The sequence below is a fragment of the Stieleria mannarensis genome (genome assembly GCF_014154935.1).
In the GTDB taxonomy this organism is placed as follows: domain Bacteria; phylum Planctomycetota; class Planctomycetia; order Pirellulales; family Pirellulaceae; genus Stieleria; species Stieleria mannarensis.
This window is the reverse complement of sequence record NZ_JACEHH010000003.1, coordinates 77378-98865: the sequence shown is the minus strand read 5'-3', so window position 1 is coordinate 98865 and position 21488 is coordinate 77378. Positions and strand designations below refer to the sequence as shown.

Below are 21488 nucleotides of genomic sequence, written 5' to 3'. Positions count from 1 at the left end.
AAACTTAGCACGAGGCGGGTTTGATTCAGGAAGTCCGCCAGTAGTTGCGATGCCAACGACTCTTCACCCGCCGCGGCGAAACCAATGATGACCACTGTGTTCGTTGGATGAACTTGGTTTCAGCGGTGGCGAAGGTCGCCGAGCCCCTCGGCGATACGGCGGAGAAACCGAAACTCTTGCGATTTTCGCTTCACCCGAAATCGAGCGTTGACAATGCCCTAGAGCGACTGGGGGTCCAGATCGCTAAAGAATTCGCCGACGACACATTCGAATTCTGGAAGCACCTCGCCACCGGTGAGAGTCGCTTCTTCGTCCAGGACGGTAACGTCGACCGGCGACGTGTACACAGCCACTGAGCGGCTCCGACAATCTACGATCCAGCACAAACGCACTCCGGAATGAAAGTACTCGATCCGTTTGCGCATCAATTCCGCTTTCGTGTTTCCCGGGCTCAGAACCTCGATCGCCAAATCGGGAGCCAGCGACGGGTAGGCTTCTTGAGGGAACTGCCCACCGGGAAGTCGATCACGAGAGAGAAATGCCACATCCGGGCCCCGCACAGAACTGGCGAGCAGACGAAACATACCGTCAGCCCCCGAGACGACCCCAAGTTTGCGTGAGACGACGAACTCGCCAAGGATTCGAATGATCGTGGCGGCGACGACGGAAGCTTCGAATCCCACAGCTTTCTCCACCAGCGTGTTGTCAACAAGTTCGCACAGCGGTTCTTCGTGGTCGTTGGCACGGATCAGGTCGGCCAACGTCGCCGTTCCGGGTGCCGGCGAGTTTCGCACCCGCTGGGCAATGATTCCACCCAACTCCTGCAGACGCTCGGCTAGGCTGCCAGTGACAGCGGCGTGAGTCATCGGGGGACTCCCCTCAAAATGAACATTGATCGACTTTCGAATGACTACGACGTGGCGACCGGGAAATCGCCTCAAGGCTAAACACCAACGGCTGTGCAATCCCTGACGACTCAAGCCGATACCATTGGCAACTGCGACCATTTTACCCCACGAGCGTGTTGACGGAAACGAGTTTTCAGTGGTTTCGCCGTTGGCCGACGGTCAGCAATCGGCGCTGAATCCGCAAGCCAAGAGCACGCCCCGGTCCGCCAAGCCTGGTTCGTCACGGAGGATAATCAAATGGAAACGCGGATGAGTGCGGCAATCGATAGACCCACACCGAGAAGTTTCACGCCGATCGATCCAGCAACCAGGCAACTCATCAGGATTGATCGGATTCGCTTACTTGCTCGTCAGCGGCGGATTGAGCAATGAAAATACCGTTTTGCACTTTAGTAAGGACACAAACTTTGCCGATTGTACGGAACGAAACACCCGTCATACGGCTTGGTCACCGACGTGCCGGAAAACCTGCGATTACATTCATGACTAGCGTCCACCATGCCGACACCCCGCCTTCAAGCCCGCCGACTCCTGTCGTTTGTGACGGCTTGCATGCTGTGGTGCTTGGCGATCGCGGCCGATGGGCAAGCCCCTATCGGTGATCGGCCACCGGCACGCCCGGAACCGACGCCACGGTCGTTCCGTCCGGCACCCCCCAGACGCCTGCCCCCCAACCACGCCGTCGGATCCGCTGCGGAAGCGGAGCAGGTCTCCGAGACAGAGAACCGCTACCTGCTCGAACGGATCGATCCTGAAAAAACGCTTGATTTGGTGCAGGGGCGTCCCACGGTGCTGCGGTTTCGTGTGCCGCCATTCCGCGACCAAGTCGGCGATCCCGAAGTCGCGGAACTGGTCAGCATCACGGAGAGCGAGATCAGCGTCACCGGCAAGCAGACAGGCTCCACCACGGTGAATTTCTGGTTCAAATCCCCTGAGACTGGGCAGCAAGAAGTGCTCAGCTATCTGGTTCGCGTCACTGATGACCCAGAACAATCGAGACAATTTGAACGGCTGCTTGAAGCGCTGCAGCGTGACATCAATCGCGGTTTTCCCAATAGTGTGGTGGAACTCAGCTACGTCGGTTCGCAAGTCGTCGTCCGAGGCAAGGCCCGCGACATCGAGGATGCAACCAACATCTTGCGAATTGTCTCGCAGAGTTTACCCGAAGAGGAACAGGCCGAAGAAGCTGCACTTTGGAATAACGCCGATCCGAACAACGCTCCGGTCGGGTTTCAACCGAACACGTCTGCGGAGGCGTTCTCTGGTTTCACGATTGACGAGATGATCAACGCAGGTGGCCTGGACAATGTCTTTCAAGGCAAGAATATCACGGGGGCAAACGCCGTCAATATTAACAACCGCGTGGTGAACATGCTGGAGATCGCGGGGATTCATCAAGTGATGTTGAAGGTGACGCTAGCGGAAGTTGTTCGCGATTCCGGACGAAGCCTGATCTCGACGACACGTTTTGGTGTCGATTCAGACACGGCCAGCAACGTTTCTTTCACTCAGACTTTGGGTGTGGGAGAACTGACGTTTCAAACCGATCAGTTCTTCTTGCAATTCGATGCGCTCAAGCGGCTTGGATTGGCTCGCTCGCTTTCCGAACCCAACCTGACCACGCTCAGTGGCCAACCGGCAAGCTTTTTAGTCGGCGGGCAGTTTCCAATCCTGGAGTCAACTTCGACCGTCGCGGCCGTCAACCAGAACATTCGCTTCATCCCCTTCGGCGTCCAACTGAACGTTCTACCGACGGTCACCGATGGCGATCGCATCCGATTGCAATTGCAAACCGTCGTTTCGGAAACCTCCGATGACGGTCTCGGGACGGGCGGCAGCAATAACGACAACGACGATGAAAATGACCCCAGCCAACCACCTAGCCTTTCGACGCGTCTATTCACTTCTACGGTGGAACTTCGCGACGGCGAATCCCTCGCTTTGGCCGGACTGATTCGCAACTCACTGGTCAACAGCTCGCTGAAAGTCCCGTTTCTGGGCGACATACCGGTCGTCGGCAACCTGTTTGCCAACAACCGGGCCAGCTATCAAGAACAGGAGCTACTTGTCGTGGTGACACCGCACTTGGTGTCGCCTCTGCCCGCGGGTGCGGCGTTACCGCTGCCCGGCAGTGACACATTCGACCCGGACGATCTGGATTTCTTTCTCCGCGGTTCTATCGAGGGGACGATTGCGGAAGACTACCGAACTCCCGTTCGCGGTGGTGTGCATCGTATGAATGCGTTTCGACGTTGCGAGCAGAAATACATCATCGGCATGCCCGGACACAGCAGCGGTCGACCACTTCCGAATTTGCAAATGCCGCCTCACACGACACCTGAAATCCTGACGGGAGAGGCGTTGCGATGAGAATTTCGACAATCTGCAATCAACAACTCGCGTCGATCGCTTTCGTCCTGACGACGGTGATCGCCGGGTGTGCGACGAATCAGCACTGCAAACAGACACCTTCAGATGCCTGCCCTGAGATCTGCGCGGGAGATTGTTTGCCCGAAACCGAAGGGCAAGCTCCGCCCGCGGTCATGCTGGCCGATTGGCAACGATGCACCGAAACGATTGACTGTGGCGCTGTGCCGGCGCCGCCGGGCACCTACGTGTCGGCATGGCGGGAGGCTCAGTGGGCCGGGGCGCTTCAGCGGCACCGCGTTATCACACGCAACGAATGGTTTTCCGGCGGCGATAAGCTATCGCCCGAAGGGATGAAGCACTTGAATGCGATCGCAATCACAATGCTGGAATCTCCAAACTGGGTGGTGATCGAAAGCCAGCCGGTGCGATTGGAAAGTGATGAGACCTATGATGAAGCACTCAAGCGGGTCGAACAATTACAAGTGCGACGGCGCAACGCCGTCGTCGATGGTCTCGCTCGGGGTGGTGTCGCTGACGCCGACCGTTGGGTGATTTTTGCCGACGATCGTAGTGTCGGGGTCCGTGGTGTTGAATCGCCGCAGATCTTCAATCGTCAATTTCAGGGGATTGGCGGCGGAAATCGAGGTGGTGGTGGACGCGGAGGTTTTGGTGGCGGTATCGGAGGCGGTTTTGGTGGGGGAGTCGGCGGAGCCTTTGGCGGCGGCAACGGCGGTGGAATTGGTGGCGGTTTCGGCGGAGGATTTGGTGGTGGCGGATTCTTCTAAAAACACAAACGTCGCCTGGATAATGCACGACGATACCGATGCGAGAGCCCGCACCACGACCACGCCGGTCTCGCAAGCCGCTCGATTCCCATATCATGGTAGGGCATCGTTAGGGCCACCGCGGCAAACCAATGCCACGGCGTTGGGATCGCTCGCGGTCGCGCTGTTTGTGGCAACGAGTGGGTGCACAGCGATCGCGCCAAAACTCGCCGCGGTTCCAAAGCCGCACGCTTCCTCCCAACAATCCGCGACACTCTCACGAAACCCGCAACCCCTAGGCGATCCTGAAAACCAATCGCTGCAGATCGCTTTGGAAACGGCGCGGCTGGCGGAAGAGCGGTCGATGGACGCTGAAGCAATTGCGGCTTACGAGAAAGCGAGACGTATAGCGCCCAAGCATCCGGGCATCGCCCACGCGCTGGCGGTGCTCTACGACCGAGCCGCGATGACCGACTCGGCACAGCGCGAGTATTCCGCAGCTCTCGAAGAATCCCCTGAAGATCCCGATGTGCTATGCGATTACGGCTATTTCCTCTATTCGACCGGTAAGTTGGAAGAAGCCGAACAAACGCTGCGCCGCGGCATCGCCGTCGACGCCAATCACCAGAAAACGCTCGTCAATCTGGCCGTGGTCCTTGCGACTCGGCGACAATACTCCGAGGCGAAGCCACTGTTTGAGAAAGCCATTGGCCCCGCCGCCGCATTGCACAACATCGGAATGTTCAAGCTGCGCCAGGGCGAGTCGGCTGAAGGCGAACGCATGATCGCGGCTGCTCTGGAAAAAGACCCCAGTCTGGGGCAATCAAGGTCGGTGCTCGAGAATGTTTCCGCTTCCGTCGCCAGGCCTTACCTAGCATCTCGGGTGGAGGGCTCGCAACAATGATCCCGCAATTCGGTTCACGAACACTCTTACCCTCGTCGTTTGTTGTCTACGCAATCCTCCTCTGGGGATGCATTCTGACTCCTGCCACGGCCGACTGCGACGACGCTTGGAATCAAGACCGTTACCGATCAACGTTTTCGGCACGAGTCGACAGCGTTTGGATGCGGCCTACCGGTTCATCGTTCCGCAGCGAGATCCTGGATCCCAGCAGTGGCGACACCGTCGTGTTTCAGGACCTCGATTTCGGATTGCGGGTTGGGCCTCAAGTCACGCTGCGGTCGTTTTTGATCGATGGGTTCACTGCAGAGTTCGTTTACTTCGGCCTGGATGACTGGCGCTCGTCGGCAAGGTTTGACGACGTGCCGCCAACGCCCAATCTGGACGCCGCGATCGAGGCACAAGCGAGCTTTCAGAACTTTGAACTCAACTGGCTGAGTGATCCCAGTGTCCTGGGGACACGGTGGATCGCAGGTCTCCGATACCTTCAGTACGACGATTCGCTCCGCGAGGCCTACGTTCTGGATGCCGGGCTAGGGCCGGTCCAGGAAACCGCGATGGGCCGTGCCGAGAATCAGCTGTTCGGTCCGCAGGTTGGAATGAACCTGGATATTGAAGTTGATCGAACGCTGTTGCAAATCGGTGGGAAACTCGGTTTCTTCAACAATCAAACCAACCAGTCCGGCCCAGCCTATTCCAACGCTCTGGTGATCGATGGCACCCCGGAATCCATGTTCGACGTCGACGCGGATGAATTCACATTTGCGGCCGAAATCGATGTCCTGATTCGGCGGACGATCACGCGATGCCTTGCAATCCACCTCGGTTACCAGGGTTTGTATTTAGACAACGTCGTTCAGTCCGCGTCACAGAACGGCGGCCCATCCGATGGTGAAAGCCTTTGGCTGCACGGACTCGTTCTCGGCGGTCAGTGGACGTATTGAACAGGCGCTGAAGTGGCCGGTTAAATCGAACGGAAGAGTCTAAGACTCAGAGCGCGGTCTTGCGGCTAAAAAAATTGACCGACGACGAGATCAGTTATCCGATCATTTTCACGCGAGTCGGCAAGAGGATCCACGGGCGATAAAGTTCTGCCTGACAAACGCGTCGCCTCACCTTCCGCCGCTGATCGACTGAGCAGGTTGATGATCATGAGCGCATCTTTGACAGTGACGTTTCCATCACCGGAAACGTCCAGTCGCTGATCATCGTCCGCGGTGACCACGACATGGCCAGACTGACCCTGCCGACTGAGGAAGTTGATTGTGACCAACGCGTCAAGTGCTGAGATTGAACGGTCGCCGTTGACGTCCGCACGTTGAAGCAGACTCAACGGTTGCCCCGGAACGACAGGCGGAATCAATGACTCTCCGACCGTGATCTCAACGAGTCCCTGGGCCTGCAATCCGTCGTCGTCCACAATCGAATATACAAACGAGTCTGTTCCAGTGAAGTCGGTCTCCGGATCGTAACGCAAACCGCCATCAATCACCGTGACGTCGCCGCTGTTCGGACCACTCACGATTCGCAAATTCGAAAGACTCAATATGCCATCGTCCGTATCGTTGGCGAGCGGATTGAACACAACCGGTTGGTTTTGGCGGGTCAGCACAAAATCATCGATCGCAATTGGCGTATTACCTGCCCCGGCAATCGCTATTTCCACCACGGCGGGCTCACCATAGATCCCCTGTGTGTTTGCGACCGTGTAGGCAAATGTGTCCACATCGTTGCCACGTCCCGGCTGAACTTCGTAAACGACCAAACCGGTGACGGGATCAAATGTGACCTCCCCCAACAAGGGCGGCTCGACGATTCGAAACGTGGACAAGTGAAAGGCCAGGTCGTCATTCCGGTCATTGGCCAAAACATCGACAACAACACGGGTCTGGTTGCTGATTGCCGCGTGGTCGTCATTGAGCACGGGCACAAGCGGTGTTTGATCTGGTGGCAGGACGTTGTAACCGATCAGATCCATCGCCCGCAGATTAACGTTTGAAATGGGAACAACGGTCTGCGGCGAGATTGTCGGCGCCATCACGCCGATGGTTTGGCCGAATTGATCCAAGTCTAGCCAGTGACTCGCTTGGTAACCGAACGGAACGAACGGTTCAAAAACAATATCTGGCGGAACAATGATTGCCGGTTCGCCGAGTTCCACAGGATATTGCTGGACGGGCAGCCCCCATCCGTCTTCGAGGACGAAGTCGATCACCGCGGGCGTGGACGGACGTAGTTCGCGGCGGATGGATTCAAATCCGGCGGGCGTGCGCGGGTTATCGGGACCGGCCAAACTGCGAAAACGAAACAGATCCATCGGTGTGGGAGCAATCGTCGCGGGTGCGGAATCCTCCGTAAAGCGGTCGGTCGCGGAGAGGAAGCCGAGCACGTGGCCGATCTCATGGACGACCACCGATTCGAAATCAACGCGTCCCGGTTCGATGCCATCCGAGCGGTTGAAGTCAAAGTCCATTTGTTCGCTCATGACGATGCCGCCATCGGCAATTCCGAACAAATCGTCCAGTTCGCCCGGGCGCAGGCCGATCGCCTTGGCGTTGGCTTTGGCGATCGAGATATCGCCCAAGAATTCGGTTCCGGGCGGCAAGGCAAACTCGATTGCGTCGGCTGTGGGGAGTCGCCCGACGATTGAGTCATCCGCTTCCGCGAGCCCATCGGCCTGCATCGCCCCCCGGACCTCGGAATAGGGCAGGATGACTTCGTTCGGAATGGCGAATCCCAGGACACCAGTCGGCGTGACATCAAAATCGATCTCGATGCTGACCGTGATCGGATCAAATAAATGAGACTCCCATTGCTGGGCGGCTCGCTCGACCGCTGCCAACGCGGCGGGACTGGATCTCAACTTCTGTCCCGAAATGATCTCGATGTTCAAACGCCCTCCACCCAACTGCGTCGGTCGCGATCCACCGACCGGATCAACCACTTGGTTTGAATGATGCGTGACGACGGGGACGGCACGTGAAAGATAGGCGACCTCTGCCGACTCCATGATCGGATTCGCGTCGCAGTCTGCCACCATCAGTCGACGATCCTCCAACGTTTCAAGCCGACTCTGGTGGCAGGACAGCGGGATGCGCTTGGAACTCATGTTTCAGGACTTACCGAACGTCAAATTTCACAGAATGGACAGGCCAATACGGTACCCCCTGGCCGCTCGCATTGCAACGGTTTTGCATTTGCGGTTTGAGAGATAGGCTGAATACTTGTAGCAACGAAGAGCGGAAACTGAAATCGTCGGATGTGTGGTCCCGCGCCAAGGGCCCACAAAAAAGCAAGCACCCAGGCATTGGCCTTCTCTTCAAGCGAAGCTTAATTGGTAACGATCGGGAACAAGGCCCAACCCCTTCCGACCTCGCGGACGAAACTCATTTCGTGTGATGGGGCGCCAATCGTTCTCGCATGAATCCACTGGATAGTTCCGAACCGCCTATTATGATCGGTCGTAGTGAGAACGACTTCGTGACCCGAGATCGAGTTCGGCTTTTCCATGCACGATCATGCCCATCAATTGACGCTGGGATTGGCATTTGGCCTTGGGGCGTTGCATGCGCTTGAGCCGGGACATGGAAAAACGGCGATGCTGGTGTATTTGGCCGGCCAGCGGCGGAGTTTATTGCACCCGGTGGTGATGGGGCTTTCCAGCGCCCTGGCCCATAGCGTGTCCCTGATCGGCATCGCTGCGGCGGTGCATCTGACGCACCATCTGGTCACGGGTGATCACCACCACGACGACGCATCGGTCACCGCAGCGATGCGGTGGATCAGTGCGGGGCTGGTACTTTGCGTCGGGCTGTGGATGCTGCTGGCTGCCGTGCGGTCCAAGCCGGCCAAGTGCGGCTGCGGTGCACGCCATGATGACGACTGCGACCAGCCCAAGAAATTCGGCTCGCGGACCAGCTACTCGATGAGCGCCCTGCTGGGGATCGCATTCGGGCTGCTGCCCTGCCCCTCGGCGATGGCGGCCTACTTCACCAGCATGTCGACCGGATCACCGGTGGCGGCCTATGCGGTGATCGGCCTGTTCGCTGCCGGAATCGCCTGTTCGATCACACTGTTCGGGATCCTGGTCCAGGTCTTCGGGACGCGGCTGTTTTCCGGCGACTCGGCCGTTTCAAAACTCCCTTGGCCCTACATCCGCGCCGGCCTCATCCTGTCCATCGGAATGTTTTATTCCGTCCGACTGGCGATCTGATTCTTTTGGCTGACGGCTCACGTGCCATTGCCAGCTCGACGCGTCAGCAAGGGGCGTTGCGGGCCTCTCGCTGACGCGTCGGGCTTGCATCACTGATTCGATGTTGCTGGGCTGAGCAACGCAACGCATCATAAGGGCCGTCCCCAACAGGGGCCTTTACCAACCACCACGGGAACTCGGAATTCGTGGCGAGCCGTTTCTTAAGCGGAGGCGTCTGATTTTTCGCAACACCCGCAAAGACAGCCGTAGTGCTGGTTGAGCAAATGAGCCAAGACGAGCACAAATCCGCCCAAAGGAGTGATCCAGGGCAAGATTCGCGAGACCCAAGCGGCCTGCGTCGAGTTCACGGCAGGGTTCAAGCCGGCCAACACGACATCAGGTCGGTCCGCGGAGTCTTCGTTGGCACAATGTGCACAACAGGCGTCGGTGCAGACCTCCGTGGAGGCAGCCAATGCCAAGTCGCCTGAAACGATTGTGGCCTCCCCGGGGGGAGAGACCACTTCGCTTTCACAGCTCGCACAGCACTCTCCGGCGAACCCGAAGGCGGCAACCGAAATCAGGGCCAGCCCGACGCTGCCGATGATGACCGGTTTGAACCGTCCGTGTTTCCGGAATCCGGGAACGAACGCGGTCAAGGCGATGATAAAACATCCGACGGCCATCCATTGGTGAAACGCCTCGTCGGCCAGAAAGCTTAGCCCCAACGCCGGCAAATAGGCGATGACGAACGGCATCGCGGCGCAGTGAATCGCACACCCGATCGATGCGACCATCCCGGCCCAATCGCTCCACTCAAACCATCCCGACCGGGCCGTTTGTCCCGCCGATTCCGCCGCTGCAGGATCGATCACCAATAAATCAGAACTCACCGTAAACCTCCTCCATCACGTCAACGTCTTCAATTTCCATCAGGATCGGATCGACGGCATTACGCGTCAAAACCCCAGATCGCCCCCTCGAAAATCCGAACCGCCTGTTCAGCCCGGCGGCACGAGGTGAGGCACTCCCACGCCTTCCGAGAAAATATCGCACTTGCATATTTCTTGCAAGTGCGTGCAGTGTGTCGACGGCGTGTATGCCTCAATATCGGAAGGCGACGGTGATTCCTTGAACAAACGCCGCCTACCGGGTGTCGGACCCCACGCAGCGGTGCAGAGGAGGGCGGCAGCGTTGGACGCGGGGTGGGGTCGCCCGAACGACCGTGCTAATGACCGCTATGGTCGCCGTGGTGATCGTGTTCACCGTGGTCATGATGATGATCGTGATCGACGTGCTCGTGCTCTACATGCTCGGGGTGGCCGTGGCCGCCACCGATCGATCCGTGATCGTGCGAGTGACCGGGCAGATTCTCTACCGCGACGGCCACTGCAATGCCCAACAAGAAGGTCGCGGTCAGCTTGCCCCGATCGTGGTCGTGAAACGCGACTTCCGGCAACAGGTCCGCCAGGGCGATTCCGATGAAGAACCCGGCGGAGATGGCCAACCCCCATCCCAATAAGCCGGTGTTGTCGATCACCCCGCTGGCTCCGAAGTAGAAGGCCAACGCACCGAGCGGACAGGCCGTGGAAAAGACGATGTTGGCGGTCCACTGGGCCGCAGTGGACCAGTTCTGACGATTCATCACCGACGTGATCGCAAATGCATCGAGCGGTTTGTGGAGCGCGACGGCCAAGAATGTGCCCAATCCGCCCAATCCCAACCAAGCACCGTGTTCCACTTCCGCCATCACGCTGGCCGAAAGCGCGATCCCATCGACGAGCGTGTGCAGTAGCAATCCGAAGAACAGCCCGAACCAGCTGATCCCCTTGATCGGATCCCCATGCGAGTGCCCATGGACGCACGAAGGGGAGTGATTTCGGCTGTCCCCCGAGCACTCGGTTTCGTCGTGCTCCGCCGCCAAAGCGTCGCCGTTTTCGACCACCGGCACGCTGTGATCGTGGGTGTGAAACAGACGCACCAGCAGAAACATCGCCGTCAGCCCGGCCAAGGCGCCGACCCCGGCCTGTCCCGGCGACCGGAGTGTTTCGGTTGCGTGGGGCAACAGGTGCAACAGCGCGATCCCCAGCATCAATCCCCCCACCCCGCTCATCAGCAACTGGGTCCGCAGGTGCGTCATCCGCAGCAACGACGACAACCGCCCGCCGGCCAGCGAGACGACCACGATCAATCCGCAATACACAATCAGGAGCAACAAGGCATTCATGGCCTCAGAATATCCCATTGCAATCTCGTTGCATATGTGGGCGGTCGGCCTGCCTGGCCATGTGATCATTGAATCCCCGCCCGGACCGCCCCCGCCCGGACTGCCTCTTCACCGAGAAAAATTTGCTTGACGAGGATCGCGAACAATCTTACACTTGCACAGTCCTGCAACTGTACAACTATGGCCGAAACACGAACACAACCGAGTTCCACGCCCAGCGACGATGACTCGCCGAGCTGCCGCAGCGGCGACCACGAGCATCAACCGCTGCGGTTCGATGATTCCGCCTGTGAGCGGGCGGCCGCGATTTTTCGAGCCCTCGGTGATCCACAGCGATTGCGACTGCTGATCATGTTGGAAGCTCGTTCGTGCTGTGTTTCGGAGCTGGCCGAAGTGTTGCAGGAGCCCTTGCCGGCGGTATCGCAACGGTTGCGTGTTCTCAAAACCGAACGGATCGTCCGATCGCGTCGGGAGGGGAAACACGTCTTCTACAATTTGGCCGACGCGCACATCTCGCGATTGGTGACCAACGGGGTCATGCACGCGATGGAAGATTCTTGACTTGGTTCCGATCTTAGCAAACGGAGAGAAAAATGGCTCACGTGCACGACAACCATGAACACCAACACGGGCCCGACTGTGAACACACCGGGATCCAGCATGGCGATCATGTCGACTACCTTCACGACGGTCACCTGCACCACGTCGATGATGATGGAACCGTCGTCGAGCACAAGTTGGAGGTAACCGAGACCAACCCCGATGTGTGCACGCCCGCACACAATTGCGGATGCCACGAGACGGGGCACGTTCACGGTCCCGGCTGCGGTCACGAACCTGTTCCGCACGGTGATCACATCGACTATCTTGTGGATGGACACTTGCATCATCCCCACGGTGACCATTGCGATGATCACGGTCCGGTGTCGGTGGTCAGCTGATCCGGCCGCAAGCGGTCAGTGGACCATTGAGTCACTGACCGACAAGCGCAATTGACTTTTCCACCGCGCGTGTCCGAGACCGGACGAGGATGCCGCCCGCGACGCGCGCCCGAGACAAACGTTTCATGAAGCGACGACCAAGCTCAACAGAATCCACCAAAGACGCCATTCGTGCGGTCGGCTTGCGTGCCACTCCCGCGCGGCTGGCGACGTTGCAAATGTTGCGCGAGGCGATTTCGCCGATGACGCACGCGGAAGTTGCCGAGCGACTGGCCGAAAACGGGGTGGATAAAGCGACGGCGTTTCGCAACCTGAACGATATGACCGATGCCGGATTGCTTCGCCGCACCGAACTCGGTGATCATGTCTATCGTTTTGAAGAGATCCGTCCCGGCGAAGACGACTCCGACACGCACCCACACTTTCTGTGCACTGTCTGCGGCACGGTGTCTTGCCTGGGCAGCGTCAAATTGACCGCCAGCAGCCAACGCGCCAGCCAAGCGGTCGGCGAAGTCACCGAAATCCTTCTCCGCGGTCGCTGCAACGACTGCAAATCGGGCACCGCGACGCGATAGGCTGAGCGGGTCATCTTTCCGCGGCCTGCGGCCGATCCGTGCCCAGTCAGGAAGGAAATTGACCGACGCTGCGTCTGGAAGATCCCCGGAGTCTAGCCTTGACCCGGGCGGCATGATCAGAGTGTCGGTGAACTCAGCGGTTCGCCGTCACGCGGCAGGTCGTACTGGATCCATTCCGGACTCAAGTGAAAATCAATTGAGTCCAATCGACCGGGACCGAGGTTTTTGTAGGCGTGAGGAACGTTGGCGGGTCCAATCACCAGCGAACCGGCTTCCGCTTCGAATTGCCGATCACCGACCGTGAAAAGAGCGCGTCCTTCGAGGATATGAAAAATCTCGTCGTAGGGATGCACGTGCAGGTTCGGCCCCTCACCGACGATATCGGTGCTGTAGCGTATCACGACGCAATCGACGCCAAAATGATGTCCCTCCTGTGAACCCAATGGAGGACTTGAGCGTTTGAGCCACTCTTCGCCGCGGAGATGAACGGGTTCGATTCGACTTGGTTTCGGCATCGTTGCGTCGCAAACAATGGGGACGGAACAAAGGGGACGCCGCTCAGCCAGGACGGCTGAGCGGAACAATGGTGACAATGGTTCTACAATGGGGTAACGCCCCGACGCTCCGCCGGAAGTTCCTGGTTAATTTGCGTTGCGGTTGCGGCGGAGTTGGCCGCAGGCGGCGTCGATCTCGTCGCCTTTCCGCTGACGGAACATCACGTTGACGCCGCCGGATTCCAAGATCTGACGGAACTCTGCAATCGACCGCTTGCTGGGTGTCGTGTACGGCAACCCTTCGACCGGATTGTAGGGGATCACATTGAGCAACACGGTGCGGTGGCGCAATAGCTGTGCCAACTCTTGCGCGTGCTCGGGGGCGTCGTTGACTCCGCCGAGTAACACGTATTCGAACGTCAATCGCCTCCCGCTCGCATCGAAGTAGCGGTCGGCGGCCGCCAGCACGGCATCGATCCCGATCTTTTCGTTGACCGGAACCAGTTGGCTTCTCAATTCCTCGTTCGGCGCGTGCAAGCTGACCGCCAAATTGTAGGGCACGCCGTTCTTGGCCAATCGATCGATCGCCGGTGGCAACCCGACCGTGCTGATCGTGATCCGTCGTGGGCTGATCCCCAGACCCTCGGCCGATCTCGCCGTCTCCAACGCACCGAGCACACGATCCAAATTGGCCAGCGGTTCGCCCATCCCCATCATCACGATGTGACTGAGCCGTTCGCCCGACTCCAACCGCGCCTGCAAACGCAGCATCTGTTCGACGATCTCGCCGCGGGTCAGGTTGCGGTCGACGCCGTCGAGTCCGCTGGCACAAAACACGCATCCCATCGCACAGCCGACTTGGCTGCTGACACAAATGCTGCGCCGGTTTCCGTCGCGCAGCAGCACGCATTCCACTTCACCGCCGTCGGCCAAGGCGACCAACAGTTTGTCGGTTCCGTCGCGACTGGTCTGCACCGCCGCCTCTCTGGATCGATAGATCACAAACTCTTTCGCCAGCTGCTCGCGGAGCGTTTTGGGCAAGTCACTCATCGCATCAAAATCGCGGACCCGTTTGTCGTAAATCCATCCGAACACCTGCTTGCCGCGAAATTTGGGCTGTCCGTGTTCGATCAGCCATGACTGAAACTCGGCCAGCGATAAATCCAGCAAGTGCACGCGGTCGTCGCGCGTCTGGGCTGGGTTGGAGACAGATTCGGATTGGATGACGGGAAGATTCACGCAGACCAACAATGCGGTAAAAGGGGACCAGGCACTCGACATGCCGACCAACCGAACCCTACGCTAATGGGACGGTCAGCTTTCTGGGACGCCTTCAATTTAACCGCAAGATGAAAGAAATCGTAGTCAACGAAAACGAAGCTCTCCAACGGTACCTCGAATTGACCGCCATCCACGGCGGTAGCGGCAACGAACGCGACGTCGCGGCGCGGATTGTCGACATTCTGCTCCAAGCCGGCCTGGATGAATCGGCGATCCGACACGACGGTGCGGAGACCCGAACGCGAATTCCGGGGAATTGCTCCAACGTGGTCATTGACCTGCCGGGCAGTGACAAGGGCCCCCGGACGATGCTGTCGGCGCACATGGATACGGTGCCGATCTGTTTGGGAAGCGACCCGGTCGTCGACGGAGACCAAGTCTTCAGCCGGGGCGAAACCGGCCTGGGGGCAGACAACCGCAGCGGCTGCGCGGCGATTCTGACCGCCGCCATCGAGCGATTGCGACTCGGACGCACCGATCTGCCGCCGGCGGTGATCGTGTTCCTGATTCAAGAGGAGATCGGGTTGGAAGGGGCGCGGCACCTGGATCCAAAACTGATCGGCCACGTCGATCGGGCCTTCAATTTCGACGGCGGGGCGATCGAAAAGGTGACGACGGGCGCCATCGGCGGCGAGCGCGCTGAAATCACCCTGACGGGAATCCCCGCCCACGCCGGCGCGGCACCGGAAAAGGGCGCCAGCGCGATCGTGATGGCCGCCAAGGCGATCGCGGACCTGGACGCCCGTGGCTGGCTGGGCAAAATCGAACAACAAGGCCGTTCGGGAACGGCGAACGTCGGCGTCATCCAGGGCGGGGATGCCACCAACGTCGTCACGCCCCGAGTGACCCTGCGCGCCGAAGCACGCAGCCACGATGCCGCGTTCCGATCCGAAATCATCTCTCAAATGCGCGCCGCATTCGAATCGGCAGCCGCATCGACGGCGAACATCGACGGGCAGTGTGGCGCGTGCGAATTCAACTCGCGCGTCGACTACGAAGCGTTTTGTTTAGCCGACGACGATCCGTCGGTCGAACTCCTCGAACAGGCACTCCGATCGATCGGGCGACAACCCTATCGCCAAGTCGCCGGCGGAGGGCTGGACGCAAACTGGTTGAAAGAGCACGGCATCAACGCGGTCACCGTCGGTTGCGGCCAAGTGAACATTCACACGGCCGACGAGCGATTGAATATCCCCGATTATCTGGCCGCCTGCCGCGTTGCAACCATGCTGATCTGCCAGCCGGACGACTGATGAACGACGACCAACCGATCTGCCTGTGTTTTGACGTCCCCAAGCGAAAAGTCATTCAGTTCCTACGCACCGAACGCCCGAAAACGCCCTCGCAACTATCGGAATGTTTCGGGGCGGGCACCGGATGCGGCTGGTGTCGACCGTATTTGAAACAGCTCTGGGAATCCGAGACCCCGGAATCGGAAACGCTGCCCGAAGCGGAACGGTACGCGAAGGATCGCCAGGAGTACCGTGACGCGACGTGAGGAATCCTCTACGCCGTACCAGAAGCTGAATGTACGACGGTCCCTTCCGGGCCGTCGCTGTGGACCGCGGGTCCAGCCGGGGGCTGAACGAGGACAACCCGGAAGGGATGTCCTACGCGATGGAGCGGGCTGGATGGGTGACGGCCCCGACGCGGAGCCCACGATGCGACCGGAGGACCTTACACTCTAGGGCTGCAACTCCTTCCTCACGAATCAGAAATGCCAACGATGCCCCATCGCTCCATCCACCGCCTCTTTCTTTTCCTGCTCGCATCATTCGCTGCGTTAACAACCTGCGCCGCCGAAAACCGCCCGAACATCATCTACATCATGGTCGACGACCTCGGGTACGGCGACTTGGGATGCTATGGACAAAAGCAGATTCAAACGCCCCATCTGGACCAGATGGCGGCCGAAGGGATGCGGTTTACCGACCACTACGCCGGGCACACCGTTTGTCGGCCTTCGCGTTTGGTGCTTTGGACCGGTCAACACGTCGGGCATACGGGCCTGACGGGAAACCGTTCCCGCTCCTTGACCGGCAACGAACCGACGGTCGCGAAATTGTTGCAGCAAGCCGGTTACGCGACCGGGGGCGTCGGCAAATGGGCGTTGGGACACGTCGACTCGCCCGAGGAGGTCAACAACGACGGGCACCCCAATCGAAACGGATTCGATTACTGGTACGGTTACCTGAACCAAAGCAACGCCCACAATTATTATCCACCGTACCTGTGGGAGAATGACCGCCAGGTCTTCCTGCCGGGGAACGTGTTGATGGATCATCCGATGGCGCGCGGTCGGGTGTCGGAAAAGAAGGTCACGTACTCGCACGACAAGATGACCGACGCGGCATTGGATTTCATTCAGCGCAATCACCGCAGCCCCTTCTTGATGCACATCCACTGGACGATTCCCCACGCCAACAATGAAGGCGGCCGCGTGCTGAAGGACGGGATGGAAGTGCCGGATTATGGAATCTATGCGGATCGTCCCTGGCCCAACCCCGAAAAAGGGTTCGCGGCGATGATCACCCGCATGGATGCCGATGTCGGGCGGCTGTTCCAGTTGCTCAAAGACCTTGGGATCGATGAAAACACCCTGGTGATCTTCACGTCCGACAACGGCCCCCACCGCGAAGGCAACCATGACCACGAGTACTTCGACTCCAACGGGGTGCTGAAGGGATACAAGCGATCGATGCACGAGGGCGGGATCCGTGTCCCAATGATCGCCCGCTGGCCGGGGAAGGTCGCCGCCGGATCACGATCGGATTTGCCGTCCGCGTTTTGGGATTTTTTGCCGACCGCGTGTGAAATCGCTGGCGTCGAACCACCGAATGACATCGACGGGATTTCGTATCTGCCGACCTTGCTGAACAAGTCCGCCGACCAACGCCAACACGAGTATTTGTACTGGGCCAGCCAAGAGGGCGAAACGATGATCGGCATCCGCAAAGGGCCTTGGAAGTTGGTCCGCTACCGCAAGGATCGCGACGGTCAGCCGGATTGGCGATTGTACGACCTACGCAACGATCTCGGTGAAACCAACGATCTGGCGGCGAAGCATCCCGAGCAAGTCCAAGAAATCCTGGACCTCGTCCGTCGCGATCAGTTGGCGTTGGATACGAAAGCGAAACGTTGATTTCGCTCGGCTCTCGATCTTGTTCCCAGGCTTCGCCTCGCGGCGCCACCCCGTGTGGCGGAGCCCCACGGGCGACAGCCCGGAAGGGCCATCGTACACCGGCAGGTGATCGCCTCAAGGCTCGACACCAACGGTTATTTCGTCTCGAGACGATTGATGAACTTGCCCGGCAGGTCAGATTCGCGGATCACGATCGGCTTGGTTTTCCCCGGTTCAAACACGACGTACCTGGCCCGGGCCGGGACCAACAGGTTGATCGCCATTTCGTCATTCTCACGTAGGATCACCGCCAACTGCTCCGCGGTGACGCTGCGGAACGGGTGATTCGCCATCACCGATTCCAGCTCGCTCCAATTTCGTTTGGCCAGCGGATTTCGGCTCACGTTCGGCGGTGGCCAGGTGATGTCCTGATCAAGATACGTCGGTAGGACGGCCAAGACGACGAACGCATTCTCCCGCCGCGTCGAAAACCATCGCAGCGGCTCTTCGTGGTCCTGAGGAGCGATCTCCAGCACCGCGGGGACGCCCCAAGCGGTATCGACCAATGGATTCATGATCGCTCGCATCGCGCGTCCGATCGTAAACGGGGCCAGTGTGTCGCACCAATTGCGCCGTGTCTCGCAGTGCTGTTCCAAAACCAACAAACGCACCAGATCGCTGCGGTCACTGAGTCCGAAACGGAGCCCCACGTCGTACAGATAGACCGGGTTCAGATCCGACACCAATCGTGAGTACTGCGAAATCCACGCTTCGTCGACGTCCAGCGCTGCTTCGTCAACGCTGACTTGTTCGGTCAATCGAGCGAGCGCATCGCGGTACACGCGATCAACTCGTTTATTGGACCGATCCAGCACCGCATTGGACAGTGCCGCGGGATCGTCTTGGTGCAATTGAAGCAGTGCCTTGGCCTCCTCGGCGTCTTCGATCAACCGCACCAAGTCGTTCGGTTCCGGAACCCCGACGTTGAAATTGAGCAACCGGTATTGGCCATCACAGATCGCGGTGATCGCCCGCGGGGGCAAGGTACGCGCAACGTTTCCGGTCAGATTCTTTGGCAGCCCCGCGACGACACGCTGGACGATGCAGCGGTCCTTCAAGTCGGGTCGGGAAACGAATAGCTTTTGAAACGAACGACGAAAATCGGGACCGCACCAGACATCGGGGCCGCCACCGAGGCGATTCTTGTCCGCCTGGTCCAACTTGGCCTTCGTCCACTCAAACGGGTCCTCGTCGGTGATCAGAAAGACCACCAGCTTGGATTCAATCTCGCTGGCCGAAAGCCCCGAGAACGGATCCCGAAAGATCAGCCCCTCGACCGCATCCCCTTGCGGTTGGCCAAACGCTGTCGCAAACCCCAACAGCAGCAAGGCGGCTGGCAAAAGACGTAACGCGTTCCACATGCAAACACCCGATCGGCAGGAAGGATGCCTGTCAATGTACCAATTCGGGTGGGTCGAGATGGTGTGGGCCGAAAGAAATCGTGCCCATCGGAGTGCTCAGATGGAGACAGCGTCCGACGATTCTCGGTGACGTCTCCATCGATCTAGCCTCTCTCAAGAGAGGCGACTAGCAGATTCGAACTGCTGTAGACGGATTTGCAATCCGCTGCCTAACCACTCGGCCAAGTCGCCTTCAACTAACGGAAAGATTAGGAAAACTTTCCGGAACCGTCAAGAACTCCCGAACCCGTCCAGCCTGCCTTTCGCGACTGACTGGGAGAATCGTTCTTGTCGTGAAGTGAGGTATCGGACGCTTCTTACGCCCTCTTGAGAGACATCGGACGAATTCAAAAAGTTCGCCGGATTTGGGGCTTCTTTCCGCAGCGTGGCGTGTCCGCCGCCGCGGGACCGCCGATGCATTGACCTGGAAAAAAACGACACTTCTCGTTCATCGCCACTCACTCCGATTGCGAAAACTCAGTGCCTCCCGACAGATTCAGAGAGATTCACGCAACCGATTGCGGGGTTGTTTGCGATGCGATAGGTAGGAGGGTTGGTCAAAAAATCGATTGGTTAAAAAATAAGAAAACAGACACCGCACACGGGTACGAGTGAATCAAATGTGGTGGCGTTTAGCGAGAAGCGTCGAAAATTCCACGTTTTTTCCGTTCCCCAGCCTTCTGCTGGCGGCTTCGTTTTGGTGTCGATCACCGGTGCATTGTTAATGTTCCGCCAGAAAACCGCTGCCGGTTCGATCGGATCGCGGATTTCGCCCGTTCGACCGATGCCGCCCCGTCGATTCAGGTCCTTCAATGATGTCGCCTCCCGTCGTAAGCTACCCCCCAAATAAAAAGCTGCTTCCACTCTCCCCTCCCTTCTGATCTTTGACTGCAATGACCAAAAAGTGCACGACTCTCGGGCTCGAGCCCAGCTTCGGATTTGGTGATCGAACCGGCCTTGCCACCCCCGGACATGTCGCTGCGATGAAACGTTGCGGCGAGGGCATCACCGCGATTTTCCCCCAACAATCGATTCGCGAGATGACGCGGACCCAGCGGACGCCCGAGGGCGTGATGGCCGACGCAATGCAGGCTGCCGAGGCGGCCGGATGGGACGGGCCGATCGGTGCCGACGCGGATCACTTGAAGGTCAACAATGACGTCGACATCACCGCGGCAGCCGGGTTCACGTTTTTCACAATCGACCCGTCGGACGATGTCGACCAAAAAGCGGATGATTACGACGAATCCACACTGCGGGAGAAGTTTTCCTCAGCCCGAGACACCGCGCCGTGGTTCGATTCCTACTTGGGCAAGTCGATCGAACTGTCGACCGGTTCGACGATCCAGTTGGACGAACAGGCCTGTATGCGGGCGGCAGTCAAGTACGGCGCGGCGATCGCACGGGCACTCAAGCTGGGGGATTACATCCGCCAGGTCAACGAGAAAGCCGGCCAGGACTATGAAATCGAGTTGTCCGTCGACGAAACCGACCAGCCGACCACTCTGTCGGAACACTACATCATCGCCGACCAATGTTTGAAGGGCGGCATGAAACTGGTCAGTCTGGCGCCTCGCTTCATCGGTGATTTCGAAAAGGGCGTCGATTTCAAAGGCGACTTGGCAGCGTTGGAGGCTTCGCTGGCGGACCACGCGGCCGTGGCCAATCTGCTCGGGCCGTACAAGTTGAGCCTGCACTCGGGCAGCGACAAGGTTTCGATGTATGCCGCGTTGGCCCGCACGACGGCCGGCAAGTTCCATGTCAAAACCGCCGGCACGAGCTACCTGGAAGCTCTCCGCGTGGTCGCCCGTCACGACGCGGCCGCCTTCCGAGGTATCATCGATTTCTCACGCGATCGCTATGAAACCGACAAGGCGACCTATCACGTTTCGGCAACGCTCGCCGACGCACCGACCACTGACCAAGCCGACGACGCGACGCTGGAAAGCGAGTACTTGGAAATGTGGGCCGACGTCCCCCAAGGCAAAGGGTTCACCAAACCCGGACGCCAAATCCTGCACTGCACCTTCGGCTCCGTGCTGACCGATGACAAATGGGGCAAAGTCGTCCGCGATTGCCTGGTCGCCCACCCGGAAACCTACCGCGAAGTCCTGGACGATCACTTCGGGCGTCACCTGGACGCACTGCGCAGCGGAATGTAGCGCAGCTGACGCCACGTGCTGGCAGCCCCTGCCAGCGGGAAGCGTGAGCGAGCGGCGTGCGGAGTTCACTCCGCGTCCGGCGTGGGCCACTCGCT

Annotated in this window: 20 protein-coding genes and 1 tRNA gene; 12 read left to right on the top strand and 9 right to left on the bottom strand. The window is 59.0% G+C overall.

Features of this window, described 5'->3' with window-relative positions; genetic code table 11:
* Positions 1–218: 218 nt before the first annotated feature.
* On the bottom strand, positions 219–866 hold the full coding sequence (locus tag H1B37_RS02840) for a Uma2 family endonuclease (RefSeq protein ID WP_182865106.1): 648 nt from the start codon (positions 864–866) through the stop codon (positions 219–221).
* 540 nt (positions 867–1406) lie between these two features.
* On the opposite strand from H1B37_RS02840, the gene H1B37_RS02835 reads away from it, so the two are divergent.
* The 4 genes from H1B37_RS02835 to H1B37_RS02825 all read left to right on the top strand — a co-directional run bounded on the left by H1B37_RS02835 (position 1407) and on the right by H1B37_RS02825 (position 5887).
* Complete coding sequence (locus H1B37_RS02835) at positions 1407–3278, top strand: type II and III secretion system protein family protein (protein ID WP_182865105.1); 1872 nt, start codon at positions 1407–1409, stop codon at positions 3276–3278.
* Entirely contained in the window at positions 3275–4063 is a 789-nt protein-coding gene (locus H1B37_RS33305; protein WP_220498006.1) for a hypothetical protein, read from the top strand. The genes H1B37_RS02835 and H1B37_RS33305 overlap by 4 nt, the downstream gene beginning before the upstream one ends.
* Positions 4011–4946, top strand: a complete 936-nt coding sequence (locus tag H1B37_RS02830) for a tetratricopeptide repeat protein (protein WP_220498005.1) — start codon at positions 4011–4013, stop codon at positions 4944–4946. Before H1B37_RS33305 ends, H1B37_RS02830 begins: the two co-directional genes overlap by 53 nt.
* 161 nt (positions 4947–5107) lie before the next feature.
* On the top strand, positions 5108–5887 hold the full coding sequence (locus H1B37_RS02825; protein WP_182865103.1) for a BBP7 family outer membrane beta-barrel protein: 780 nt from the start codon (positions 5108–5110) through the stop codon (positions 5885–5887).
* Positions 5888–5952: 65 nt separating this feature from the next.
* Here the strand turns inward: H1B37_RS02825 and H1B37_RS02820 are convergent, their stop codons facing one another.
* Positions 5953–8052, bottom strand: a complete 2100-nt coding sequence (locus H1B37_RS02820; RefSeq protein WP_182865102.1) for an NF038122 family metalloprotease — start codon at positions 8050–8052, stop codon at positions 5953–5955.
* Positions 8053–8451: 399 nt separating this feature from the next.
* On the opposite strand from H1B37_RS02820, the gene H1B37_RS02815 reads away from it, so the two are divergent.
* A complete protein-coding gene (locus H1B37_RS02815; protein WP_182865101.1) occupies positions 8452–9156 on the top strand; it encodes a HoxN/HupN/NixA family nickel/cobalt transporter in 705 nt (234 codons plus the stop codon).
* A 200-nt stretch (positions 9157–9356) separates the two neighbouring features.
* On the opposite strand, the gene H1B37_RS02810 is transcribed toward H1B37_RS02815, so the two are convergent.
* A complete protein-coding gene (locus H1B37_RS02810) occupies positions 9357–10007 on the bottom strand; it encodes a MerC domain-containing protein (RefSeq protein ID WP_436298130.1) in 651 nt (216 codons plus the stop codon).
* A gap of 353 nt (positions 10008–10360) precedes the next feature.
* On the bottom strand, positions 10361–11377 hold the full coding sequence (locus H1B37_RS02805) for a ZIP family metal transporter (protein ID WP_182865100.1): 1017 nt from the start codon (positions 11375–11377) through the stop codon (positions 10361–10363).
* A 162-nt stretch (positions 11378–11539) separates the two neighbouring features.
* Between H1B37_RS02805 and H1B37_RS33300 the strand changes: the two genes are divergently transcribed.
* From H1B37_RS33300 to H1B37_RS02795, 3 genes are all read left to right on the top strand, one after another.
* Entirely contained in the window at positions 11540–11920 is a 381-nt protein-coding gene (locus tag H1B37_RS33300; RefSeq protein ID WP_220498004.1) for an ArsR/SmtB family transcription factor, read from the top strand.
* A gap of 32 nt (positions 11921–11952) precedes the next feature.
* Positions 11953–12300 carry a hypothetical protein gene (locus H1B37_RS33295; protein ID WP_220498003.1) on the top strand — a complete coding sequence of 116 codons (348 nt, stop codon included), beginning with the start codon at positions 11953–11955 and terminating at the stop codon, positions 12298–12300.
* Positions 12301–12425: 125 nt separating this feature from the next.
* Positions 12426–12875 (top strand): Fur family transcriptional regulator, encoded by a 450-nt coding sequence (locus H1B37_RS02795; RefSeq protein WP_182865099.1) that lies wholly within the window; start codon positions 12426–12428, stop codon positions 12873–12875.
* 116 nt (positions 12876–12991) lie between these two features.
* On the opposite strand, the gene H1B37_RS02790 is transcribed toward H1B37_RS02795, so the two are convergent.
* Both H1B37_RS02790 and rlmN read right to left on the bottom strand, forming a co-directional pair.
* Positions 12992–13276 carry a cupin domain-containing protein gene (locus H1B37_RS02790; RefSeq protein WP_220498002.1) on the bottom strand — a complete coding sequence of 95 codons (285 nt, stop codon included), beginning with the start codon at positions 13274–13276 and terminating at the stop codon, positions 12992–12994.
* Positions 13277–13516: 240 nt separating this feature from the next.
* Entirely contained in the window at positions 13517–14608 is a 1092-nt protein-coding gene (gene rlmN / locus H1B37_RS02785; protein WP_494546288.1) for a dual-specificity RNA methyltransferase RlmN, read from the bottom strand.
* Between the two features lie 110 nt (positions 14609–14718).
* Between rlmN and H1B37_RS02780 the strand changes: the two genes are divergently transcribed.
* The 3 genes from H1B37_RS02780 to H1B37_RS02770 all read left to right on the top strand — a co-directional run bounded on the left by H1B37_RS02780 (position 14719) and on the right by H1B37_RS02770 (position 17792).
* Positions 14719–15903 carry a M20/M25/M40 family metallo-hydrolase gene (locus tag H1B37_RS02780; RefSeq protein ID WP_182865096.1) on the top strand — a complete coding sequence of 395 codons (1185 nt, stop codon included), beginning with the start codon at positions 14719–14721 and terminating at the stop codon, positions 15901–15903.
* Positions 15903–16148 carry a (2Fe-2S)-binding protein gene (locus H1B37_RS02775; RefSeq protein ID WP_182865095.1) on the top strand — a complete coding sequence of 82 codons (246 nt, stop codon included), beginning with the start codon at positions 15903–15905 and terminating at the stop codon, positions 16146–16148. Before H1B37_RS02780 ends, H1B37_RS02775 begins: the two co-directional genes overlap by 1 nt.
* A gap of 219 nt (positions 16149–16367) precedes the next feature.
* A complete protein-coding gene (locus H1B37_RS02770) occupies positions 16368–17792 on the top strand; it encodes an arylsulfatase (RefSeq protein WP_182865094.1) in 1425 nt (474 codons plus the stop codon).
* Between the two features lie 134 nt (positions 17793–17926).
* Here H1B37_RS02770 and H1B37_RS02765 read toward each other — a convergent pair whose 3' ends face one another.
* The 3 genes from H1B37_RS02765 to H1B37_RS02755 all read right to left on the bottom strand — a co-directional run bounded on the left by H1B37_RS02765 (position 17927) and on the right by H1B37_RS02755 (position 20095).
* Positions 17927–19192 carry a hypothetical protein gene (locus H1B37_RS02765; RefSeq protein WP_182865093.1) on the bottom strand — a complete coding sequence of 422 codons (1266 nt, stop codon included), beginning with the start codon at positions 19190–19192 and terminating at the stop codon, positions 17927–17929.
* 160 nt (positions 19193–19352) lie between these two features.
* Positions 19353–19423: transfer RNA gene (locus H1B37_RS02760), tRNA-Cys, on the bottom strand.
* 381 nt (positions 19424–19804) lie between these two features.
* Positions 19805–20095: a hypothetical protein gene (locus tag H1B37_RS02755; RefSeq protein ID WP_182865092.1), complete on the bottom strand. Its 291-nt coding sequence runs from the start codon at positions 20093–20095 to the stop codon at positions 19805–19807.
* Between the two features lie 29 nt (positions 20096–20124).
* On the opposite strand from H1B37_RS02755, the gene H1B37_RS02750 reads away from it, so the two are divergent.
* Complete coding sequence (locus H1B37_RS02750; protein ID WP_182865091.1) at positions 20125–21393, top strand: tagaturonate epimerase family protein; 1269 nt, start codon at positions 20125–20127, stop codon at positions 21391–21393.
* Positions 21394–21488: the final 95 nt, after the last annotated feature.